19 protein-coding genes, 1 tRNA gene and 1 pseudogene are annotated in these 22611 nt (G+C 60.6%); 6 read left to right on the top strand and 15 right to left on the bottom strand.

Annotated elements, in window-relative coordinates:
• Positions 1-71 precede the first annotated feature (71 nt).
• Genes OGM60_01045 through OGM60_01025 form a run of 5 tightly spaced genes read right to left on the bottom strand, consistent with a single transcriptional unit; the run spans position 72 to position 4106 of the window.
• Positions 72-1508 (bottom strand): family 43 glycosylhydrolase, encoded by a 1437-nt coding sequence (locus OGM60_01045; protein UYI99407.1) that lies wholly within the window; start codon positions 1506-1508, stop codon positions 72-74.
• 29 nt (positions 1509-1537) lie between these two features.
• Positions 1538-1942, bottom strand: coding sequence for a hypothetical protein (locus OGM60_01040; GenBank protein UYI99406.1), 405 nt, complete (start codon positions 1940-1942; stop codon positions 1538-1540).
• Between the two features lie 33 nt (positions 1943-1975).
• Positions 1976-2836 carry a PTS system mannose/fructose/sorbose family transporter subunit IID gene (locus OGM60_01035; GenBank protein ID UYI99405.1) on the bottom strand — a complete coding sequence of 287 codons (861 nt, stop codon included), beginning with the start codon at positions 2834-2836 and terminating at the stop codon, positions 1976-1978.
• Positions 2829-3602 (bottom strand): PTS sugar transporter subunit IIC, encoded by a 774-nt coding sequence (locus tag OGM60_01030; protein ID UYI99404.1) that lies wholly within the window; start codon positions 3600-3602, stop codon positions 2829-2831. Before OGM60_01030 ends, OGM60_01035 begins: the two co-directional genes overlap by 8 nt.
• 15 nt (positions 3603-3617) lie before the next feature.
• Positions 3618-4106 (bottom strand): PTS sugar transporter subunit IIB, encoded by a 489-nt coding sequence (locus OGM60_01025; protein ID UYI99403.1) that lies wholly within the window; start codon positions 4104-4106, stop codon positions 3618-3620.
• A gap of 589 nt (positions 4107-4695) precedes the next feature.
• Between OGM60_01025 and OGM60_01020 the strand changes: the two genes are divergently transcribed.
• Together OGM60_01020 and OGM60_01015 are read left to right on the top strand one after the other, a co-directional pair.
• Positions 4696-5016 (top strand): hypothetical protein, encoded by a 321-nt coding sequence (locus OGM60_01020; protein UYI99402.1) that lies wholly within the window; start codon positions 4696-4698, stop codon positions 5014-5016.
• Positions 5017-5040: 24 nt separating this feature from the next.
• A pseudogene (locus tag OGM60_01015) lies at positions 5041-6241 on the top strand (iron-containing alcohol dehydrogenase).
• Positions 6242-6330: 89 nt separating this feature from the next.
• Here OGM60_01015 and OGM60_01010 read toward each other — a convergent pair.
• The 7 genes from OGM60_01010 to OGM60_00980 all read right to left on the bottom strand — a co-directional run bounded on the left by OGM60_01010 (position 6331) and on the right by OGM60_00980 (position 13652).
• A tRNA-Arg gene (locus OGM60_01010) sits at positions 6331-6406 on the bottom strand.
• Between the two features lie 229 nt (positions 6407-6635).
• Positions 6636-7034, bottom strand: coding sequence for a DUF956 family protein (locus tag OGM60_01005; protein ID UYI99401.1), 399 nt, complete (start codon positions 7032-7034; stop codon positions 6636-6638).
• Positions 7035-7154: 120 nt separating this feature from the next.
• Positions 7155-8075, bottom strand: coding sequence for a PTS system mannose/fructose/sorbose family transporter subunit IID (locus tag OGM60_01000; GenBank protein ID UYI99400.1), 921 nt, complete (start codon positions 8073-8075; stop codon positions 7155-7157).
• A gap of 16 nt (positions 8076-8091) precedes the next feature.
• On the bottom strand, positions 8092-8910 hold the full coding sequence (locus OGM60_00995) for a PTS mannose/fructose/sorbose transporter subunit IIC (protein ID UYI99399.1): 819 nt from the start codon (positions 8908-8910) through the stop codon (positions 8092-8094).
• Between the two features lie 18 nt (positions 8911-8928).
• Entirely contained in the window at positions 8929-9918 is a 990-nt protein-coding gene (locus tag OGM60_00990) for a PTS sugar transporter subunit IIB (GenBank protein UYI99398.1), read from the bottom strand.
• A 337-nt stretch (positions 9919-10255) separates the two neighbouring features.
• Positions 10256-10684, bottom strand: coding sequence for a hydrogenase maturation nickel metallochaperone HypA (locus OGM60_00985; GenBank protein UYI99397.1), 429 nt, complete (start codon positions 10682-10684; stop codon positions 10256-10258).
• Between the two features lie 190 nt (positions 10685-10874).
• On the bottom strand, positions 10875-13652 hold the full coding sequence (locus OGM60_00980) for an FAD-dependent oxidoreductase (GenBank protein ID UYI99396.1): 2778 nt from the start codon (positions 13650-13652) through the stop codon (positions 10875-10877).
• Between the two features lie 190 nt (positions 13653-13842).
• Between OGM60_00980 and OGM60_00975 the strand changes: the two genes are divergently transcribed.
• The 3 genes from OGM60_00975 (at position 13843) to OGM60_00965 (ending at position 17312) form a co-directional block, all read left to right on the top strand.
• Positions 13843-14505, top strand: coding sequence for a TetR/AcrR family transcriptional regulator (locus tag OGM60_00975; GenBank protein ID UYI99395.1), 663 nt, complete (start codon positions 13843-13845; stop codon positions 14503-14505).
• Between the two features lie 63 nt (positions 14506-14568).
• Positions 14569-15576: a DUF5692 family protein gene (locus OGM60_00970; protein ID UYI99394.1), complete on the top strand. Its 1008-nt coding sequence runs from the start codon at positions 14569-14571 to the stop codon at positions 15574-15576.
• A 233-nt stretch (positions 15577-15809) separates the two neighbouring features.
• Positions 15810-17312: a hypothetical protein gene (locus OGM60_00965; GenBank protein UYI99393.1), complete on the top strand. Its 1503-nt coding sequence runs from the start codon at positions 15810-15812 to the stop codon at positions 17310-17312.
• A gap of 132 nt (positions 17313-17444) precedes the next feature.
• Here OGM60_00965 and OGM60_00960 read toward each other — a convergent pair whose 3' ends face one another.
• The 3 genes from OGM60_00960 to OGM60_00950 form a co-directional block, all read right to left on the bottom strand.
• Entirely contained in the window at positions 17445-17639 is a 195-nt protein-coding gene (locus tag OGM60_00960) for a hypothetical protein (protein UYI99392.1), read from the bottom strand.
• 132 nt (positions 17640-17771) lie between these two features.
• Entirely contained in the window at positions 17772-20399 is a 2628-nt protein-coding gene (gene clpB / locus OGM60_00955) for an ATP-dependent chaperone ClpB (protein UYI99391.1), read from the bottom strand.
• A gap of 446 nt (positions 20400-20845) precedes the next feature.
• On the bottom strand, positions 20846-21517 hold the full coding sequence (locus tag OGM60_00950) for a hypothetical protein (protein UYI99390.1): 672 nt from the start codon (positions 21515-21517) through the stop codon (positions 20846-20848).
• 234 nt (positions 21518-21751) lie between these two features.
• On the opposite strand from OGM60_00950, the gene OGM60_00945 reads away from it, so the two are divergent.
• Positions 21752-22420, top strand: coding sequence for a hypothetical protein (locus OGM60_00945; GenBank protein ID UYI99389.1), 669 nt, complete (start codon positions 21752-21754; stop codon positions 22418-22420).
• Positions 22421-22611: the final 191 nt, after the last annotated feature.

The raw sequence follows: 22611 nt of genomic DNA, 5'->3' as shown, positions 1-22611 counted from the left end.
CCGGAATGCGGCCGGACCCGTTGTTCGCGTGTTTTGCTGGGGGAGTCGCTGTGGCGACGAGGTTCACTGGCTTACTTTTCCTGTTCGCGCAGCCCCTTCGCCAAGGCTATGTTGGACAGTTTGAGTTCGCCATTCGTTACCGTAACAGCAAGCGAGTGGCCGAACTTCTCGCAGACGCGTGTCGTGAGTGCGGTACCGTCGAGGTAGAGGACGAGGATGTTGTCGTCAACGATGAGCTGCAGGTGGTAAGAACGCCCGGACTCGAGCCAGACTGGCCTCCAAAGCCCCTTATCCATTACGCGGAACCACTTGTAACAGGGGCTCTTGTCGAACGAGAGCCGATTCGCGTCGAGGTCGAAGCGGTATTCGTACGACTCGTCGGTCTCGAGATTCTTGTAGGCTCGAATTGAGAAGTCGCAAGCGTCCCTGAACGTCACGTCTGCCTCGAAGCAGAAGATCTCGCCTGCGTTTTCGGTGATTACGCACTCCGTTCGTTCGTGGTCTCCGCGAAGCTCGATATCCGGGACGGCATCAGGGCACTCGAACGCATCCTTTATGCTTTGGGGAGGGCGAACGCCGAGGGTGCCATTGGGGCGCTGGTACACCTCATGGGGCATAAACGAGCCACCCCAAAGCCAGTTGGCCCGGTCATCGTCGTTCTCGCGCGTGGGGACCCAGCCGGACAGAATCCTGCGCGATCCGTCGAAGGCGGTCCGTCCGGCGTAATACGCCCTCCCGTCGAAGGCGTCATCTCTCGGCTTCTCCCACGGACCGTAGAGATCGCGGCTCATGCGGTAGACGATCTTGTTCTCGTCGCTGTACTCAGAGTAGACCAGGTACCACCAATCGCCAATTTTAAAAATGTCTGGCATTTCGAACATGGTGTAGAGGCCGGGGGCCCAGAAGTCGCCCTTGAACTGCCAGTGCTCGAGGTCCTTCGACGTAAAGTGAACGAGCCTGCCAGTTTGGAGGGTTTTGGAGGGGTCGTCTCCCTTACGCGTGCCCAGTACGAGGAGGTATTCCTTCCGGTCGTCATCCCATATTACGAAAGGGTCGCGCCAGTTGCGCCCATCGTATCCTGGCTGAGGCGTGAGCTCTACTGCAACGCCCGTCTTTTTCCACGTCGCATAATCATCCGAGCAGGCCTTCGCCTGCATGAGCACCTGGGACGTTTTGCCTTCTCGCAGGTAGTTGCGGTTAAACCCGGTATAGAAAGCGCGTACCTCCCCTTTTGCCTCGTAAACGGTTCCGGCGTAGATGAACTGGTCTTGGTCGTCTTCTCCGCCGTGGGGGATCGCCGTTCCGTGTTCCTGGTACGTCACGAAGTCCTGGGTGGTCGCGAGCGACCACCCAAAGGGCTGTCCTTCGGCAAGCGGAGCGGGGTCGCGCGTGTCACGCTGGTGGTATAGATAGAACGTGCCGTCCTTGCCGAAGGGCATGACGTCTCCCACCCACACGTCCTTCGGTTGGTAGAACAGGTGCTGGTTATTGGTCGGGACTTTGCGCATGTCTCGTCCTCCTTACTGTCGCGTCTTTCCTATTCGTCTTCTTCGTCAACGTCCGGAGTAAGATCTCCGAGGTAGACGAGCTGCTCTTTGGCTTGGGTGACGACATGCCTCACCACATCGGGAGTAAGCTGTCCGGCGTGGAGCGAGAGCTCGAGGGCCACGGGAAGGTTTACGCCGGTCACTATGAACGCGCCTCGCGGAGCCGAGCAGGCTACGAGCTGGTTTACGCTGCCCTGAAGGATGTCGGTGAGAACGAGGGTCTCGTCATCTTCGGCGATGCCCTCGAATGCGCTGGCGAGCTTCTCCTCGAGCGGGGTTTCGTCTGTAAACGCGCAGACAACCCTGATGTCGTGCCCCGGTCCTATGATGGCCTTGAGCGTGTCTCCGAGTCCGGCTGCCAGGCCGTAGTGCGATGCAATGATGATGTGCCTCATAATGCGTCCTTTGTGGGTTGGTCTAGCCCTAGGCTAGGCAGCAAGAATGCCGAAAGCCGCGCACACCCACGAGATGATGAGGATGCCGAGGACAATCTTGTTGATGCTGACCTTGCGCTTGACGAGGGCGTAGACGATGGCTGTGGCTATTACGGGCAGCATGCCGACCATGATTTGGTCGAGGATGCCCGTCTGGACGTCGAGCGTGACGTCACCCATGGTGAACGTGAGACCACACGAGACCTTGATGACGGTGGGGATGAGCGCACCGACGACCATCATGCCAAGTGCCGACGTCGACTCGGTGAAAACGGACATCTTCTCGGCAAGGGTCGTGAAGAGCTTGTCGCCGAACTTATAGCCTATGCGCCAGTCAAAGAGCTTCCATACGAAGATGGCGATGGCGACGGCGAGCCAGAGAAGCACGCCGACGGGGTTTCCCGCCTGTCCCATGTAGGCGGCGATGGAGCCGAAGATGGTGGGAATGAGGATGGCGAAGATCGTATCGCCGACTCCTGAGAGGGAGCCCATGAGGCCAATCTTAAGGTCTTGGACCGCGTCGATGGCGTCATTGTGCCCCTTGTCCTCCAAGGCTAGGCCGGCGCCGAGGAGCAGGCCGCTTACCTGGGGAGTCGCATTGTAATAGCGATAGGTGCTCAGAAGTGACCTGCGGTAGCCCTCCTCGTCTCCTGCATAGATCTTGCGCAGGGCGGGTTCGGTTGCGAACATGACCGCCGGGGCACACTGGGACTCATAGTTATAGATGGACGCGCCGAGCATCCAGCGGCGGCCGCAACGGTCGAGATCGGAAACGGTGAGGACTGGCTGGTACGTTCCGTCTGCCAGGCGGGTTGGCGCTTCGTTTGCCTTGGTGGCGTTAACTTCGTTACTCATCTTCCAGACCTCCAGCGTCGAGGGCGTTTACGGACGGATTGCTGTGCGACTTGTAGTACTCGATGGCCGCGGCGGCACCGAGCAGGGCAATGGGGAGAATGCTTATCTGCAGGTAGGCGGCCAGAACGAAGCCAACGATGGCGTAGGCGATGAATTTCTTCATTGGCATGAAGGACAGAAGCATCGCAAGGCCGACGACGGGGAGGATACCGGCGGCGATGGAGAGGCCGGTCGTGAACCAGGAGGGCATGACGGAGAGGAAAGCGTTGACGGCATCGGCGCCAAAGAGCAGTACGGCAAACGTGGGGATGGCCGCCGTAAGGCCATAGAAGACCGGACCGAGGAAAAGTACGCTCTTCATCTGCGAGTACTTGCCCTCTTCGGCAAAGCGCTGCGAGGTACGCCCGAGGAAGCCGTTTGCCGTCTTGGCGATGACGTCGAGCTGAAGGCCGAGCATGCCGACTGCGATTCCGGCGGCAACGCCGACGCTCGCCTCCTGACCCGAGGTGATGGCAACGACGGCGCCAATGATGGCGGCAGTGGGATAGTCGGGGACGGAGGCTCCTCCCATGGCCGCCACGCCCAGGCTCATGAGTTGGACGATGGCGCCGACGGCGAGGCCGGTTACGGGGTCGCCGAGCGCAAGTCCGACGAACCATGCTGGCGTGACGGACATGTTCGTGAGAATTTGTCCCGCGTTCTTCTCGGCTCCGTAGATGAAGGCGATGAGTGTAACGACGGCTATCTGGATGATGGATGGTGTCATAAGTTCACTCCCTTGCTAAAGCGTGATGATGCTGGAGAGCTCTACGGGCTTGTCGGCCGGCACATAGCGAACGGTGATGTCGCAGCCGGTGCCAGCAATCGCTCGATATGCGGGCAGCTCGTCTTTGGTGACGTAGGCGCGACTGCTCACCTGGACGGCGTCTGACCCCTCTTCGGGAAAGACTGTGCCTCCGACCACGAGTGTGGGAACAACCTGGCCCGTCTGTATGACGTCGAGGATGGTCTGGGGGTCTCGCGCCACGATGAAGACCGTGTGGTCGTCGTACTTGCCCGCCCGATAGTTCGTGAGAGCCGTCTCCTTGTTGATAATGGAGAGGGCGACTCCCGAGGGCTTTGCCATCCGCATGGCGGCCTTCTTGGTCGGGTCGTTGGCGACGATGTCATCGATGACCATGAGACGCTGCGGACGGAACTCGGGTACCCACTGGGTTGCCACTATGCCGTGTAGCAGGCGGTTGTCGATGCGTGCTGCGATGATGCTCATGTGATGTTGGCTTCCTTCCTTTGCTTGCGTGACGCGTTTCGGCATGGCCTGTGCCGAAGCGCGTCATTCGTCCTGCCGGGCCGCGGACCCGTCGTTCAGCGTGGCCTGCCTGCGCGGGGCATGCCGGGAATTGATGTAGTCGTATGCGTAGGCGATCTCCGCGACGGGGACCTCCACGTGGTAATGGGCGGAAATGTCAGAGAAGCTCGTGCGGAATGCGATCGAGGTAGGCTCTGTGTCTCGGGGATGTTCATGCGGCTGGTCCTCCTTTCGCCACACACCTTACGGGCGGGGTGGTGCGCGGAACGGGTTGGCGCCAGTGTTTCGTCACGGGCGCGTGCACTTCGGCACTCCATGCTACATCTGAGTGGCATATGGCGACTTCTCGACACTCGCGCTCGACACAGCGAGCGGAAATGGCGCTGCCTGCCGAGCGCCTCGCGGGCGCATCCCGACCGCAGAAGTGAGCGCGAAGGCTCGTCGAAGTGCTGGGTGGGGGACCGGCGGTCTGGATACGCGGTTTCGTTCGGCGAAGGCGGCGAGGCGAATGGCATGGCGAACGTACGGGTTTGACGTGAACGGGTTGCCCGTGGCGGCGTGGTATCGGGAGGAGACGGTCGAGCAGGTGCTCGCGCCGCTGCTCACCCGTCTCGCGCGCTCGCATCAGGAGAAGGGGTCGCAGGCCCATCTCGGCAACCCGGTGCGCATACGCTATTGCGACCGGGACGGCCACGTGTCGCGAACGGATATCGTCCGCCAGGTGGACGTCGCGCCGCGAAATGCAGACTCGCCTCAATCGTCGGTAAGGGGTGCCGCGGGCGATACGATGGAATCCACGGACCGCACCGCGCCGCCGAGATTGCGACGCGAACGCAGGCGATGCGCCCGAAAAACTCCTCCGCGCATGTAGGGCGAAACGCCAGATTGGAGCTCCATGAACGATTTCTCCTTCTACTCCCCCACCCGCTTTGTCTTTGGGCGAAAAGCGACCGACAAGGTTGGGGGACTCTGTCCGCCTCCGGCTACCGCTGAGCGCTCATTGTCTACGGCAGGGGTTCCGCAGTTCGCTGCGGAACGCTCGTCCGCGTGAGGGCATCGCTCGATGCCGCGGGCGTGGAGCACATCGGGCTTGGAGGGGTGCGTCCAAACCCCGAAATAGGCTTGGCACGAGAAGGCGTCGAGCTCGCACGGGCAAACGACGCCGACATCATCCTGCCCGTGGGCGGCGGCTCCGTCATGGACTGCGCGAAGGCCATCGCACTGGGGCGGTATACGACGGCGACGTATGGGACTTCTTCCGCAAGCGCGCCGTTCCCGCCGACCGCATCGACGTCGCCTGCGTGGTGACCATCCCCGCATCCGGTTCCGAGGCCTCTAACTCCTGCGTTATCAGCAACGACGAGGAGCACCTCAAATGCAGCATTAACACGGACCTCAACCGCCCGGCCATCGCCTTCCTCGACCCGGAGCTGACCTTCAGCCTGCCCGCCTGCCAGACCGCCGCGGGAGTGACCGACATGATCGCCCATATCATGGAGCGACTCTTCTCCGGCGAGCCCGCCGTGGGCGTAACCGACAACATCGCCTGCGGGCTAGTGCGCGCCGCGAGGGAGGCGGCGCCCAAGGTGATGGAGAACCCCGATGACTACGACGCCCGCGCCGAGATCATGTGGGTGGGTACGCTCGCCCATAACGCCCTGCGCGACGGCGATTGGACCTGCCGCGGCCTTGAGCACGAGCTATCCGCACTGGACACCAAGATCACGCACGGCGCCGGCCTCGCCGTCATCTTCCCCGCCTGGATGCGCTACGTATGGCGAGAGCACCCTGAGCGCTTCCTGGAGTTCAGCGCCCAGGCCCTTGGCATCGAACCCATCGATTCGGACGCGGACGAGCTCGATGTGGAGGTAACCCCCGAGCAGGCAATCGAGTACGCGGTCGAAGCGACCATCGACGAGCTGCAGGATTTCTTCGTCTCGCTGGGAATGCCGCGCGCGCTATCGGAGTTCGGAGTCACCGAGGACGATATCGAAAAGATGATTCCGGGCCTCAAGATCAACCGCGGAGAGCTCTTCGGCAGCTTCAGGAAGCTCACGCTGGACAACGCGAGAAAGATTTACCGCAGCGCACTCTAGGAAACAGATGCCAGTCCCCCACGGGCGAGCAGCACGGCGGCCCCCGCAAACCAGAAACGGCGCCGCTCCCGCGACGCCGTCATATTCCCTGGTGCCCCCGGGCGGATTCGAACCGTCGACACCCGCTTTAGGAGAGCGGTGCTCTATCCCCTGAGCTACGGAGGCATGTTGTACTAGTGTAGCAGATTTACCCCTTTGCCATGTAGCGCATGGCCACTCATCGAGAAGGCTCTATAGCGAATAGTTTCCGAGGGCAATCCTCAATATCGGAAAGAATAACCCGGAATAACGCGAAATAATGGGACAAGCTTTCCCAACTGGCCCTCAAAAGGAAAATGCATCCCGGAATGAGAACAAATTCCGGGATGCATTTTCCGCCATCTATCGCCAACGATTAGCTGTCTCTGTGGAAAAGGCTCTTGATGGCAGCGGGGATGCTCTTGGCGCCCTTGGCCGTCACATCGATAAAGTCGGGCGAACGCACGAGCTTATTCTCGTCGACGTACTTGCGGACCGCGCGAAGCGTCTCTTTGTCGTCGCGCGTCGAAAACGTAAAGTGACCGTTGTCCTTGGTGAAGATGGCAAAACGCGTAATCTTCTTGGTGCCGCGCAAAACCTCGGCGGCAATATAGTCGACCTCGTCCCACGGGATTTGAATATAATCCTCGGGATTGCGCTCGTTATAGTACTCAAACGCCTTATTGCCCACCATCACGTTACCGTGGCTGGTAAGCCCCATCAGGCAGGTTGCCGGCGTTGCCAGATCGACCGTGCTGTTCTGAGATTGCGCCATACGCGCCTCGCCCTCCAATAAAAACAATCGGACCGCATCCAGTGTACCCACCGGGTGCGGTCCGTTTCAATGGCTCAAAAGCCCTTACCTAGCAACTCTCGGTCTTAAGCCGAAGCGTGCTTACATGAAGCCGCAGAAGCGACCGATGATGCCGACGGCGAAGAGAGCCAGGATGATGACGATCGGGCTAACCTTCTTCTTGAGGAGCTTGCAGACCAGCAGGGTCAGGCACACGGCGGCAAGGCCGGGGATGAGCTGATCGAGGTTACCCTGGAGCGTGGTGACCTTCATCTGATCAAGGGCGGTAGCACCGACGGAGTTGTACATCGTCAGCGCTTCCTTGATACCCTCGGAACCGGAAGGCAGGCTAGCCCAGTCGATAAAGGCGCCAGCAGACTGCTTGACCGTGGAGACGATCGGGGTGAAGGAAATGGACACCCAGCGCTCGACCAGGGCGCCGATGATGAACATACCCAGGATGGAAGCGCCCTCGGTGACCTTGCCCATCAGACCGCCGGAGAGGTCCTTGGCGATAGAGGAGCCGACCTTGTAGCCAAACTCCTGTGTGTACCACAGGAAAGCGTAACGGATGATGTTCCACGCGAAGAAGAACAGCAACGGACCGACGATGCTGCCGGACATGGCCAGGGAAGCGCCCAGAGCGCCCAGAATCGGGCGAAGGGTGAACCAGAAGACGGGGTCACCGACGCCGGCGAGCGGGCCCATCATACCGACCTTGACGCCCTGGATGGCGACGTCATCGATCGGAGCACCGTTGGCGCGCTCCTCCTCGAGGGCGAGGGTAACGCCAATGACGGGGGCGGAAACATAGGGGTGGGTGTTATAGAACTCCAGGTGGCGCTTAAGCGCGGCAATCTGGTCATCCTTGCTGGTGTAGAGCTTCTTGATCGCAGGGATCATTGCGAAGCACCAGCCGCCGTTCTGCATACGCTCGTAGTTCCACGAGCCCTGAAGGAACTGATGACGGAAGCAAACCTTCTTACGGTCAGCCTTGGTGAGCTGAATCTTGTTCTCTGCCATATGTATCACTCCCCTCCTACTCGTAATCGTTCAGAATGTCGCCGAGCGGGTCGCCGGAGCCACCGCCCGTGCCGCCACCCTGCTTGGCCAGATCCTTAAGGCCAAGGTAGATGAGGGCAAGGGAGATGCCGATGAGGCCAAGGGCGATCAGCGTGAGCTGAGGGATGGCAGCAAGGACAAAGCCGAGGATGAAGAACGGCCAGGTCTCCTTGGTGGCCATCATGTTGATGACCATGGCGTAACCGACGGAAGCGACCATGCCGCCGCCGACGGCCATGCCGCCGGACAGCCAGTCGGGCATAGCGTTAAGCGCGTTGGTAACAGCCTCGGCCGGGATAACGCACAGAAGTACTGCCGGGATGGCGATACGAAGGCCCTGCATGAGGATGGCAGCGTACTGCCAGCGCTCGATGCCGGAGAAGTCGCCCTTCTCGGCGCAACCGTCCATGGCGTGAGCGATAGCGGTAGCAATGGTACGGCAGATCATGGTCAGGAACAGACCAGCGACCGACAGCGGGACGGCGACGGCGATGGCCGCGGTAACGGCCTTGGCCGAATCGGTGGCGCCGCCGTTGAGGGCGAGCACCATGATGATCGAAGAAGCGACCGAGGCCAGAGCGGCGTCAGGCGCGACGGCGGCGCCGACGTTAGCCCAGCCAAGGGCCATCATCTGGAGCGAACCGCCCAGGAGGATGCCCTCCTGAAGGTGACCGGTTACGAGACCGATAAGCGTGCATGCCACGAGCGGCTGATGGAACTGGAACTCATCCAGAATGCCTTCCATACCGGCAAGCAACGCGACAATCGCAACAAGCAGAATAGTGATTGCAGACATGTATCGGACCCTCCTTTACTATGCTTGAGCGGCCAGTTCGGCCTTAGCTTTCTTCAACATGGCGTCGAGATCCTCGGAGGAATCCGAAGGAACCTTGCGGACCTCGAACTTGACGCCCTTGGCCTTGAGGGCCTCGAGAGTCTTAACGTCATCATCGCCCATAGCGACGGCGTTGGTGACGACGACCTTGCCCTTGGAGTGAGCCATGGAACCGATGTTGACTTCCTTGATGTCGACGCCGGCCTCGATGGCCCTGAGCAGATCCTGCGGGTTCTCGAAGAGCAGCATGGCCTTGGTGTCACCAAAGCGCGTGTCCTTGACGACCTCGGCCATCTTCTTGATGGGCACGACGTTGGCATGGACTCCCGGAGGGGCAGCCTGCTCGATCATGGTCTTGCGGAGCTCGTCGTGAGCAACGCCGTCGGAGACCACGATGATGCGGTTGGGGTTGATCTGCTTGGTCCACGTGGTGGCCACCTGACCATGAAGCAGACGGGTGTCGATACGGACGTGGGCGATCTTGATGTGCCCATCGCCGATGACCGTTCCCGGAGGGATGGCGCCTGCAGGAGCAGCGGCGGCCGCAGCCGGCTTCTTCTCCTCGGGCTCCAGAGACTCGGGCTTGACACGCACGCCGGCCTTAGCCTCAGTCACGAGATGTTTTGCGATCGCATGTGCAGTGTTCTTTGCGTCAAAGCGCTGCGAATATGCCTCGATGAGCATAGGCAGGTTGACACCGGTGACGATAGCCCAGGAATCGTGGCCCTCGATGAGCCCGCTGATCTGGTTGAACGGCGTGCCGCCCCACAGATCAACGAGGAAGAGCACCTGCTCCTGGTCCTCGAAGGAAGCGACTGCTTCCTCGACCTTGGCACGGAAATCGTCGGGGCCCATGCTCGGCTCGAGCGAGACCACGGCAACAGACGGCTGATCGCCAAAGACCATCGAGCCCGTCTGCTTGATTCCAGCTGCCAAGTCCCCGTGGCTAGCAAGAACAATACTTACCATCACATAACCTCCTTTTTGTCTACGTATTTCCTACACGACATGAAAGGAGTATACCTGTTTGGATTGTGGAATTATAGCTAAATTCGCAAAAGGTTGGATTATTTGTTTAAACGTCTATGTTTGTTACAAATTGATTACGTTGCTGGCTTATAGCTCATTGCCTGCTAAAACGTGATTTGCTGATTGTTTTCAAAGACATATAAAGGTGCACCGTTCGTTAAGACCGCTTTTAGGTGAATCCCAATGCGTCTGCGTGCCACCATTTTGTTTAAACAGACATGACTTGACTAACCGAAGCAAATATGTTTAGAACTCTAGCCCATGTAGACATTAGATGTTAGGCGATGTGGAGAGGGTTGGCGGCGTCGACGGCATCGGGGGCGTCGGAGAGGCCGTCAGGAGCAGCGTCTGCCGGGTCCTCGTCGGGGGTCTCGATCTGCTTGATCATGACCTCCTGGCCCTGCAGCAGATAGGTCTCGCCGCTACCGCAATGGGGGCAGGTCTTGCCGTGCTCGACCGTCGCGTAGTCGCAGCCGCACGCCTCGCAATGCGTCACGGCCTCGACAGGCTCCACAATAAGCTCCGCGCCCTGCGTGATAGGCTTTTTATCTGCCGCCCAGCGCCAAGCATCAAGCAGCAGATCGGGAACGACGCCCGAGACCTCGCCCAGGAGCAGCGTCACGCTCGAAACGCGACTCACGCCATTGGCGCGCGCCACATTCTCGACATCGCGAATGATGTGATAGACGATTCCTAATTCATGCACTTTTTCTTCCGCCGTTCTACCGAACGGCGGTCGGCTTGACGCTGCGCGAGCCCCAGACGGGCGATCTGCCTTTCAATCGTCGGGCATGGGCAAAAGCCCTATGCCCTCCTCTTTCAAGGCACCTCGCCACGCCTGGGACTCGCTCGCTGTCCAACCGCTCTCTGCGCCGTTCTCCTGCTTGTTGCGTTTCTTACTTCTTCCCAAATTTGATCTTAATGGCGCGCTTGAGCGCGTACTTGCCCAGGCTTGGGAGCTTTTGCTCGTATTTGACCATCGTTGAGCACTCGGGGCGGTCGCGATCCAGATGGATGGCGTCAAACGCGCACTTGGTGGTGCACAGGCCGCAGCCGATGCACTTGTTGGGGTCGACGATCGAGGCGCCGCAGCCCAGGCAGCGGGCGGTCTCGGCGCGCACCTGCTCTTCGGTAAAGGTCTCGACGTACTCGCTAAACGGCGCGGCCTTCTCGCGCTCGCGGTCCACATGGGCAACCTCGCGGCTCGCGTTGTCGTAGCTCTCGATCACGACGTCGTCGCGGTCAAGCGCGGTGTAGCGGCGCTGGTTGCGGCCGATCGTGAGCGTGGAGCCCGGCTGCACAAAGCGATGGATGGACACGGCGGCCTCGTGGCCGGCGGCGATGGCATCGATGGCAAAGCTGGGGCCGGTGTAGACGTCGCCGCCCACAAAGATGTCTGGCTCGGCGGTCTGGTACGTCTGGGGGTCGGCAAGGGCACCCTGACCGCGGCCAAGCTCCACCTTGGAGCCAGCCAGCAGGTCGCCCCACACAATGGACTGGCCGATGGACATGACCACGCGGTCGGCATCGACGCGGCGCAGGTCGTTCTCGTCGTACTCGGGCGCAAAACGGCCCTCGTCGTCAAAGACGCGCGTGCAGCGCTTGAAGGTGATGCCGCACACACGGCCAGCCTCGTCCAGGTGAACCTCCTTGGGGCCCCAACCGCAGCTGATGTGCGCGCCGTCCTCGATGGCCTCGCGACGCTCCTCCTCGCTGGCGGGCATCTGGGCCTCGCTCTCCAGGCAGAACATCTCAACATGCTCAGAGCCCAGACGGCAGGCGTTGCGGGCAACGTCGATGGCCACGTTGCCGCCGCCCACCACGATGGTGCGGCCGGACAGGGTATCGATCTTGCCGCTGTTAACCTCGCGAAGGAAGTCGACGGCCACGGTCACGTCCTCGGCATCCTCGCCCGGAATACCGGCAAGGCGGCCGCCCTGGCAGCCAATAGCAACGTAGAAGGCCTTAAAGCCCTGCTCGCGCAGCTCGTCGAGCGTCACATCACGACCGACCTCCACGCCATAGCGGAACTCGGCACCCATCAGGCGAATGATCTCGACCTCGGCCTCGATGACGTCCTTCTGCAGCTTAAAGCTGGGAATACCGTAGGTGAGCATGCCACCCGGACGCTCGTTCTTTTCGAACACGACGGGCTTGTAGCCCTTCTCGGCCAGGTAGAACGCACAGGACAGGCCGGCAGGACCGGCGCCGATGATGGCGATCTTCTGGTCAAAGCCGCCGGCACGCGTCGGCGTCACCACGGGCGGGACATAGCGGGTCGCAGCGTCCAGATCGCGCTGGGCAATGAACTTCTTGACCTCGTCGATGGCCACGGCGGCGTCCACACGGCCGCGGGTGCAGGCATCCTCGCAGCGGCGGTTGCACACGCGGCCGCAGATGGCGGGCAGCGGGTTCTCACGCTTGATGAGCGCCAGCGCCTCGTCATAGCGACCCTGAGCCGCGAGCTTCAAATAGCCCTGAACGGCGACATGCGCGGGGCAAGCCGTCTTGCAGGGCGCGGTGCCGGACTCATGCGTCTCGATGCGGTTGTCGTTGCGGTAGTTGGGCGACCACTTGGTGTGGTCCCACTTGGTAGCGTCGGGCAGCTCCTGGCGCGGATACTCGGGCACCTGTCCGCCGGCCTTTTTGCTGCAGAGCCTCTGGCCCAGCTTGGCGGCGCCGGCCGGACACACCTCAACGCAGCGACCGCAGGCCACGCACTTGTCCTTCTCGACCTTGGCGACGTAGGCCGAGCGCGACAGGTTGGGCGTGTTGAACAGCTGAGAGGTGCGCAGGGCGTAGCACACGTTGACGTTGCAGTTGCAGATGGCGAAGATCTTGTTCTCGCCGTCGATGTTGGTGATCTGGTGCACAAAGCCGTTGTCCTCGGCCTGGCGCAAGATGTCGTAAACCTCATCGCGCGTCACATAGTGGCCACGATCGGTCTCGACCACGTAGTCGGCCATATCGCCCACGGCGATGCACCAATCGGCCGGGTCGTCGGCGCAGCCCTCACCCATCACGCGACGGCTCGCGCGGCAGCTGCAGGTGCTGGCGGCATACTTACCCTCGTATTTGTCGAGCCAATGCTCGATATGCTCGATCGGCACCGAGGTGCTTGCGGCGTCGATGGCCTTCTCGACCGGAATGACGTGCATGCCGATACCGGCACCTCCGGGCGGCACCATCGGCGTAGCACGGGACAGCGGCCCCTTGGACGCCTGCTCAAAGAACTTGGCATAGACCGGGTGCTCTTCGAGCTGGCCCACGCGCATGTTGAGGAACTCGGCGGAACCCGGTACCAACATGGGCAGCACCCACTGCTTGGCGCGCTCGGGATTTTCCCAGTTGTACTCGAGCAGACCCGTGTAGCTCATGTCGTCGAGCATCTTCTCGATCTGGGCCTCAGGCATGCCGGTGAGCTTGACCATCTCGGGCAGCGTATAGGGACGGCGCATCTTCATCTTGCAGAGCACTTCGGCCTGCTCGTCGGTTGCGGCCTCGGCAAACGACCAGTACTCGTAGCCCAGCAGCTCGTCGCGATGCAGCAGACGGTTAGTGCAGTGCTCGCACAGCTTGACGATTGCCTCGCGCGGATGCTCCGGCAGCGGCGGCACGAACTCCGAACCGATGTCGGGCTCGGTGTAACTAATTCCCGGTCCGTTGAGAATCATGGTTGTCCCTTCTCTTGCCGCAGTCCGGCGAGACCGCGGCGCCCCTCTTTTTTTGCAGGTCGGGCATGCCCCTATACCGTTCACCCGCCATTGTTGACATTGTGTCAAAAATAGTATTGACGAACCGTCAACAATATTCAAGACTGTTAGGCGAACGGTCAGGCTCAAACGGATGAAAGGCGGCAAGCGCATGAGCAGTAACGCAGCGAACACCTCTGTGGCCGACGCCGTCCCCGCGCCCGACAGCGCGGCAAAGCGCTTGACGGGCGACGAACGCCGTCGAGAGATTCTCGCCGCCGTGCGCGCCGTGAGCTCCGAGCTGGGCGTGTCGCATCTTTCGGTATCGGCCGTGACCAAGCGTGCCGGCTGTACGCGCTCGTTGTTCTACCACTACTTCGCCGATATGGACGCCGCCGTCACTGCCGTCATGGACGAGGCAATCGACGGTTTTATCTCCGAGCTCGAGCAGTGGAACGCCAGCCGCACGGTCGGCGACATCGAAGGCGCACTCGACACCGTCGCCCCGCTCTTTAAGCACCTGGTCGTGAGCGGCCACGAGCTGCCGAGCACGCTCACCTCGAGCAGCGGCGCGCTCTACGGCGGCTTTTTGCACAACGTGGTCCAGCGCGTGGCGCAGTATATCTGCGACACCACCGTGGTGGATTTTGTCGCCCATCATGAGCTACGCATCGACCATGTCTACGAGACGTTCTACACCCTCATCATGGGGTTGTTGATGTATATCCGCACGCACCCCGATGTGCCCGACGAGACGGTCAAGGAAATCATCGCCTCGACGCTCCACATCGAGGGCTATACCGCCAAGTATCCGGAGCGCAAGCCCCAGAACTGACGACATTTAGCCAAACTGCCCGCGATCAGAAGAGGGGCCGCGGGCGTGTGAAAGGAGAGCAGCATGCTGTTCGATGTTTGGGGTAGCGATGCCCTTATCCACTGGGCCGGCTGGGCCATGGTCTTTATTGGTCTGATCGTGCTCAACGAGGTCGGCCGCCGCACCAAGCTGGGCGCGGCAATCATCTTTGGCGTGGCTCCGCTGGCCATGACCATCTACTGCGTCGCCATCGCCATCGGCGTTTCGCAAGGTGCCGAGTGGGCACTCACCAACCCCACCCATGTGTACCAGAACAGCTGGTTCCACTACGCCAAGGTATACGCGGCGCTGGCCGGTTGCTGGGGCTTCATTGCCATTAAGTACCAGTGGGGCAAGATCGGCAAGGCGCATTGGTTCCGCGCATGGCCGTTTGTGATCGTCGCCATCAACATCATGATCGCCGTCGTGTCCGACTTTGAGAGCGCCTATCACTTCTTTGTCCTGGGCCAGTCCACTTGGGTCACCTCCGAAGGTGCTACGCAGCTGGCCGGCTGGAACAACGTGTTCAACGGCATCGCCGGTCTCATCAACATCTTCTGCATGACCGGTTGGTGGAGCGTCTACGCCTCCGAGGATCAGACCGACATGCTGTGGCCCGACATGACCTGGGTCTACATCATCGCCTACGATATCTGGAACTTCTGCTACACCTACAACTGCCTGCCCACCCACTCCTGGTTCTGCGGCTTTGCGCTGCTGCTGGCGCCCACCGTCGCCGCCTTTATCTGGAACAAGGGTGGATGGATCCAGAACCGCGCCTTTACGCTGGCCATTTGGTGCATGTTTGCCCAGGTGTTCCCGTATTTCCAGGAGGAGTCCATCTTTGTGACCCACTCCACGCTGGACCCCGGTGCCGCCACCGCAGTCTCGATCGCCGCACTGGTCGCCAACGTCGCCGCGATCATCTACATCGCCTACCGCGCCAAGAAGCTCGGCCGCAATCCCTACAAGCAGGATGTCTTTGAGGGCACCAGCGACTGGGAGAAGGCCACCGCTCGCCGCGCCAAGGTTGATTACGCGCACGCTGAGTAACGCGCCTGACGCAAACATCGCTTGAGTACGAAGCCGCATAACCGGCTCCGCGCAACTCAACGCATTGCAGGGCCCCCGGAATGTGATTCGTTCACGTTCCGGGGGCTTTTTGCTGCCGCGAGGATGCGGCTAAACGATGCACTCGGGTTAAATCGGATCTTATATTTCGCATGCGCTTTATATGGCTCCATTTTTGGGTACAGTGTTGTCCCGATATTGAGCTTGGGGGATATATGAAAGATGAGACGATGGGCCAAGAGGATGCGGCCCAAGATGCAGAAGCGTGTGCCGAGGCCCTGGAGAGCCTTGACCAGATTGCACTGGCCGAGATTGCGTTTGACGATTCGAGCGTTGATGTGCGAGATGAGCCGGAAATCGAAGCGCAGCCCGATGATCAGGATGCAAAAGACGATGGCGCCGCGCCCACCGAGGACGAGGCGGGGCACGAGGAATCCGAATGCGAGGCCGACGACCAGCCCGAATCCGACACGAGCGAGGAAACCATCTTGCTCGACAGCTTGCCCGCCGAAGATTCGCTGACCCGCGAGCTCCCTGGCTTAGGCTCTGCGCCTGCCGTAGACGAGACCATCGCCATGGGCGATATTCCCCTGCCGTCCGTTCCCTCGGCACGCGAGGCCGAGGTTCGCCATCGCAAGATGTCGCCCAGGCGACGCAACCTGATGGTGGCAGGCGTTGTTGCCATCGCGCTCGTCGCCGGCGGCGCGGGCTATGCGGCTTGGAACGGATACCAGCAAGAGCGGGCCGCCGTGGTTGCCGCAAACGCCCATACCATGATGTCGGTGCAAATTGGCGTACATGCCGCGGGGCTCGACTGCTCCACCGGCTCAAAGATCCCCGTGCAGGTGAGTGGCCAGGACTCCGACGGCTCTTCTGTGAGCGAAACGCTCTACGTTGACGAGCACGGTCGCGGCATTAAGCTGCTGCCCGGCGATTACACGCTCTCCATTGCTGGATCCCCCATCGCGGAAGACGGCACCATCTACACCGTCCCGACCACCAAGGCGCAGGTCACCATTAAGAGCGATGGGCAGGATCTGCGCGCTCAAGCCACCTTTAAGCTCAAGGTACCTTCGGCCGACACGGTGACTGACGACCAGATCGATGCCGCCGCCAAGTATGCCGAGGAAGGGGGCGCAAGCTCTGCCGCCGCGGCAAAGATACTCCAGCAGGCGGCAATTACGCGCCGCGATGCCGCCGCCAACGCCGTAAGCGCAAGCGAGGCTCAGTCCGCCCGCGATGCCGACGCTCGGCACAAGGCGACGAACCTGTATCAGCTCGATATTCCGGTTGAGTGGTATGGCAAGGTCGCAACCTGGCAAAACGGCAGCACGCTGTGCATTTATCTGGACAGCGACACCAACACACCGCTCGTGACGCTTGTCGCAGTGCGCGACGGCGAGACCTTTACCCCCGATGACGGCGATACGGTTTTGGGCACGGTCAGCCTGGGCAACGGCTACACCGTCTACGCCAGCGGCCCTGTCTATCCGTACGTGATTCCGCAAACCATCAACGGGCGCACGCAGAACCCCGTGTCGACCTACCCCATGGACACGGCGATTGAGCTTGTCGAGCTCACGACCGGCAACCGCTACACATACAGCCAGATCAAAAACGACCTGGTCGGTAAAGACGGCAAGGCAGACACCGCGACCAAACTCGAGACCGACTACCTCGCCCAGATTCTCCTGCCGAGCATCAAGGCCCAGGACTAGCCAGCCCGAAGACAGCCGCCCGACATCCACATCCCTAACGCAGTTGCGGTGGAATAGGGACGGTTTTTGCTGATCAAACTGCAAAACAGTCCCTATTTCACCGCAACTTATTGGCGGCCTTTTGGGTGGCACTCAGCGCCACGGGTCGGCTTCGAACATCGGCTCGCGCTCGGGGCGGCGATCGCTGTAGGGATCGTAGCCGTCGTCGTCCTCGTTCTCGGCGCGGATGTAGGGGTCGCGCGGCTTGGGCGCCGGTTTAGGCGCAGGCTTGGGTGCGGCGGGCACTGCCTCAGCCGCCGGTGCGTTCGTCTTGTTCTCGTCTTTCATCTGCATAGCTCCTTGCATCGCATCCGTTCAACATCATCGATTGTCGCACGAAAAAGGGCGGCGGACCCAATTGGATCCGCCGCCCTTGGCGTTTAGAGACGACTGGCAGGTTTTAAGGCATCTCCCAAAAATCTACTCGGCGTCGGGGACCTCGTAGGTGGCCGCCGGCGTATTGTCGCACACGACGGTAAAGCCGCCGTCCTTGTCGACATCGACCGTCACCTGATCGCCCTCGCGCACCGTGCCGTCGATGATAGCGGCGGCGATGGCATCCACGACCTCGCGCTGGACCAGACGCTTGAGCGGACGGGCGCCAAAGACCGGGTCCAGGCCGCCCACGGCGAGCATCTGCTTGGCCGCCGGGGTGATGGCAAGCGTCATGCGCTCCCTGGCCAGACGCGCGCGGACGTCGGCGAGCTGGATGTCGACGATCTTCTCGATCTGCGCCATGCCGAGCGGATGGAACACCACGATATCGTCGATACGGTTGAGGAACTCGGGGCGGAAGGTCTGAGCCATGGCCGCGTCGACCTGATGGCGCATCTCCTCCTCGTCCTTGCCCGAAAGCTCGGCGATAGCCTTGGAGCCCACGTTGCTCGTCATGATGATAATCGTGTTCTTGAAGGACACCTGGCGACCCTGACCGTCGGTCAGACGGCCGTCGTCAAGCACCTGCAGCAGCACGTTGAAGACATCTGGATGGGCCTTCTCCATCTCGTCAAGCAAGATCACGGAGTACGGACGACGGCGCACGGCTTCGGTGAGCTGTCCGCCCTCGTCGTAGCCCACGTATCCCGGAGGCGCACCGATCAGACGCTGGACGCTGAACTTCTCCATGTACTCGGACATGTCGATACGCACGAGCGCACGCTCGTCATCGAACAGGCACTCGGCAAGCGCCTTGGCGAGCTCGGTCTTACCCACGCCGGTAGGACCCAGGAAGAAGAAGCTTCCGATGGGCTTGTCCGGATCGGAGAGGCCCGCACGGCTGCGGCGCACAGCTGCGGCGACGGCGGAGACGGCCTCGTCCTGGCCGATGACGCGCTTATGCAGCTCGCCCTCCAGGCCCTTCAGCTTGTCGAGCTCGCCCTGCATCATCTTGGAGACGGGCACGCCGGTCCAGGCGCTCACGACCTCGGCGATCTCATCAGAGGTCACCTGTTCGTTGAGACCCTCGCCGTCCTGCTGCTTTTGCGCCTCGAGCGCAGCCTCGGAATCCTGAATCTGCTGCTGCAGACCAGGAATCACGGAGTAGCGCAGCTCGGACGCACGACCCAGATCGCCGTTGCGCGTCGCGCGCTCCTCTTCGCTCCTGGCCTCGTCGAGCTGTCCCTTGAGCTCTTGCACGTGGTCGATGGCGTTCTTTTGGTTGAGCCAGCCGGCCTTTTGCACGTTGAGCTTTTCCTGGACCTCGGCAATCTCTTGGCGCAGGGCCTCCAGACGCTCCTTGGAGGCGTCGTCGGTCTCCTTCATGAGCGCCTGCTCCTCGATCTGCAGCTGGGTGAGCTGACGCGTGGTGGCGTCGATCTCGACCGGCATGCTGTCGAGCTCCATGCGCAGGCGGCTTGCGGCCTCATCGACCAGGTCGATGGCCTTGTCGGGCAGGAAGCGGTCGGCGATGTAGCGATCGGAGAGGTCGGCGGCGGCCACGAGTGCACTATCGGTGATATGCACGCCGTGGAAGATCTCGTACTTCTCCTTGAGGCCACGCAGAATCGAGATGGTGTCCTCGACGGTAGGCTCGCTCACCATAACGGTCTGGAAACGACGGGCGAGCGCCGCGTCCTTCTCGATGTACTTGCGGTATTCGTCGAGCGTGGTCGCGCCGATCGCATGCAGGTCGCCACGGGCGAGCGCCGGCTTGAGGATGTTGCCGGCGTCCATGGAGCCCTCGGTGGCACCCGCGCCCACGATGGTGTGGAGCTCATCGATGAACAGGATGACCTTGCCCTCGGACTTCTGTACCTCCTTGAGCACGGCCTTCAAGCGGTCCTCGAACTCACCGCGGTACTTGGCGCCGGCGACCAGCGCGCTCATGTCGAGCTCGATGAGGTCGCGGTCGCGCAGCGTACTCGGCACGTCGCCGGCCACGATACGCTGGGCGATGCCCTCGACGATAGCTGTTTTACCGACGCCCGGCTCACCGATGAGCACGGGGTTGTTCTTGGTGCGGCGGGACAGGACCTGAATGGTACGACGGATCTCGTTGGTACGGCCGATGACCGGGTCGAGCTTACCGGCGCGGGCAAGATCGCAGATATTGCGTCCGTACTGCTCCAGCGCCTCAAACTGGGTCTTGTCCTCGGCAGACGTCACGCGGTCATCGCCGCGCAGTTCCTCGTAGACCTGCTCGATGCGCTCCTTGGTGACGCCGGCGTCGCGAAGAACGCGGCCGGCCTCGCCCTTGTCCTCGGCAAGCGCCATCAGCAGATGCTCGGTCACCACAAAGCTGTCGCCCATCTTGGTGGCCTTCTTCTCGGCCTTCTCGATGACGCGGACGAGCTCGTTGGACAGGCCCATCTGCTGACCCTCGCCCGACACCTTGGGCGCATGGTCGATGGCATCTTGTGTGGAGCGTGCAAGCTGGGCCGGGTCGGCACCGATGCGCTCGATGATCACGGAGATATTGCGCTCGCCGGCACCGAGCAGGGCGGACAGCAAGTGAATCGGCTCCACCGCGCCGGCCTGCGCGTCGGCAGCCGTGCTCATGGCGGTCTGCAGCGCCTCGCGCGACGTCATTGCTAGCTTATCGATTCTCATGGAATCACCTCTCTTGGGGCGGCCGCCCTACGGGGCGGCTTCACGTTGTTCGAGAAGTATTGTTGCCAGCTTTGCGCGATCTTATACATAAATCTAAGTCTCTATATATAAGATTTTCTGAGTGATTGAAAGATAGGGAGCAGGTGCGCTCACCCGCTACGGCCTCGTCCCCTTACTATCTCAATCTGTAACATCTAGCGGCTGTTTATGGCTCTAGATGTTACAGATCGAGATGAAATGACCAGCGCACCCGTTTATCTAAATCTGTAACATCTAGTCAGCAAATAGAGCTCTATCTGTTACAAATCGAGACGAACAGAAAACACCCGGATCAAAAATCTAAATCTGTAACACCGGGCCCACTTTTAGCGGCCAAGATGTTACAGATCGAGACAGACCGAAAACCACCACAAAGAGGACAGGCACCTTTGTGGTGGTCGCGGTCTCTACTCCTTCGCCGAACCCGTACTTCCCGATTCGACGGTCCAGGGCATCTCATCCTCGAACAGCCATGTACGGGCAGACCCACTATCGCGTGCAGTCTGCGGGTCAGGCAAGCAGGTCTGTTTATAGGCATCTTGGATACACTGACCCATAAAATCGTTGAGCTCGGTCTGGTCGCCCTCCATGACATAGGCGACATCGCCGTCCATGATGTAGATGCCCGGCCCCTCATTGCCCTCGTAGCCCGGATCGTACGAGACATCACATAACTTTGCGCCGTTTGCAGTGTCCAGCTCGATGGAAGAGTGGCATCCGCCAACCATGTCGTTCGCTTTTGCCCGATAGGACGCATATCCGTACCAACGCTTAAATGTTTTGCCCTTGAGTAGCTCGGACGCCCTATCGATCAGGCTTGTATCCGTGGTATAGCGCATGGCCCCAAGCTGAATACGCGGATAATTGCTAATACCCAGCACAGCCGGCTGCTCATCAAAATCAACGGTAATGGTCTCGGGCTTGTCGTCGCCGGTCAGAAGTTCGACAGATTGAGTCACAGGCTTGACCACCGGCTCCGTCACCGCAGCAGGTAGAAATGCCATACCGACAGCGCCCGCGCCAACCACAGCGATCGCAAGCGCCAAGACAATCAATCCAATACGGGCAGAACGGCTCACGGCAAAACACCCCACAATGCAAACCTTCGCCACCTGCACTAATGATACCGCCAGCTAACACTATTACCAAAAGAAGCCGCGCGCTCCTCACCACCACAAAGGGGACAGGCACCTTTGTGGTGGTTTTCGACGCTAACGGTCGACCATCTCGCGCAATGAGATTAAACTTGAATTGCTCTCTGAACATATCCATTTCTGCCTATCCTCAACAGATCTTTGTCTCGAGGAGCGCATATGAAGCCGCCTCATTCCACCGGTCGCAACGTCATCGCCATTCTCGCCATACCCATCGTGATGCTCTTCCTTATCGTCATCACGCCCTTTTCCCTTGGTATCACCTCGCCCTTCGATTTATGCGGAATGGTCGACGCCGGCTCGCGTGCCACCTCGCTCTCCTTTATCTGTCGCGGCGTGTTTTACGAAGATGGAATTCCCACCGGAAGTTGGCAGTCAAAGTTGCCACTGCTCGGTCAGATCGACGGATGCTCCCCCTATTTCTGCCTTGGACCTCAGACGCTAAACTATCTAATCGACGACCAGCCACTCGACTTCATCACCCTCGCCTACGACTACGCACCAAACACCGATGAGCGCCACATGAACCAAGTCCTCGACAAGATGCTTGGACAGTGCGGGCTCACCGAGGAGGCCGGTCGAACCATCTATAGCAACCAGAAATTAAAGCGAACAGAACTCCGCCGTGTCGGAAAAATCAAAGGGCGAAACGGGGCCGCCTACTGGGATGCCTGGGCAACACGCGACAAGGGCGAATTCGGACACAGCACCTATATGGTCACTGTCTACACCAAAGACGGAATTAAGGACAATGTTGACGATTTCGCGTCATCCAAACTCGGCATCCCCAAAACAACCAAACCCGCCAGCCCGGATGAAATCCTGTAGAGGCGCTCATTAGAATGTCGTTCAGCGAGCGCGGCAGCATCGAGCTCGCCCCCACCACCACAAAGGGGACAGGAGCCTTTGTGATGATCTTCGGCCCCGGCGTTCACCATCTCGATCTGTAACATCTAGCTGCCGTTTTGGACCTCAGATGTTACAGATCGAGACGAAATGTTCAGCAGCTCCCGTTTATC

The sequence above is a fragment of the Coriobacteriaceae bacterium genome (genome assembly GCA_025757745.1).
Lineage (GTDB): Bacteria > Actinomycetota > Coriobacteriia > Coriobacteriales > Coriobacteriaceae > Collinsella.
Note: the sequence above shows the minus strand (reverse complement) of the source record. Positions and strands in the feature narration are given on the sequence as shown.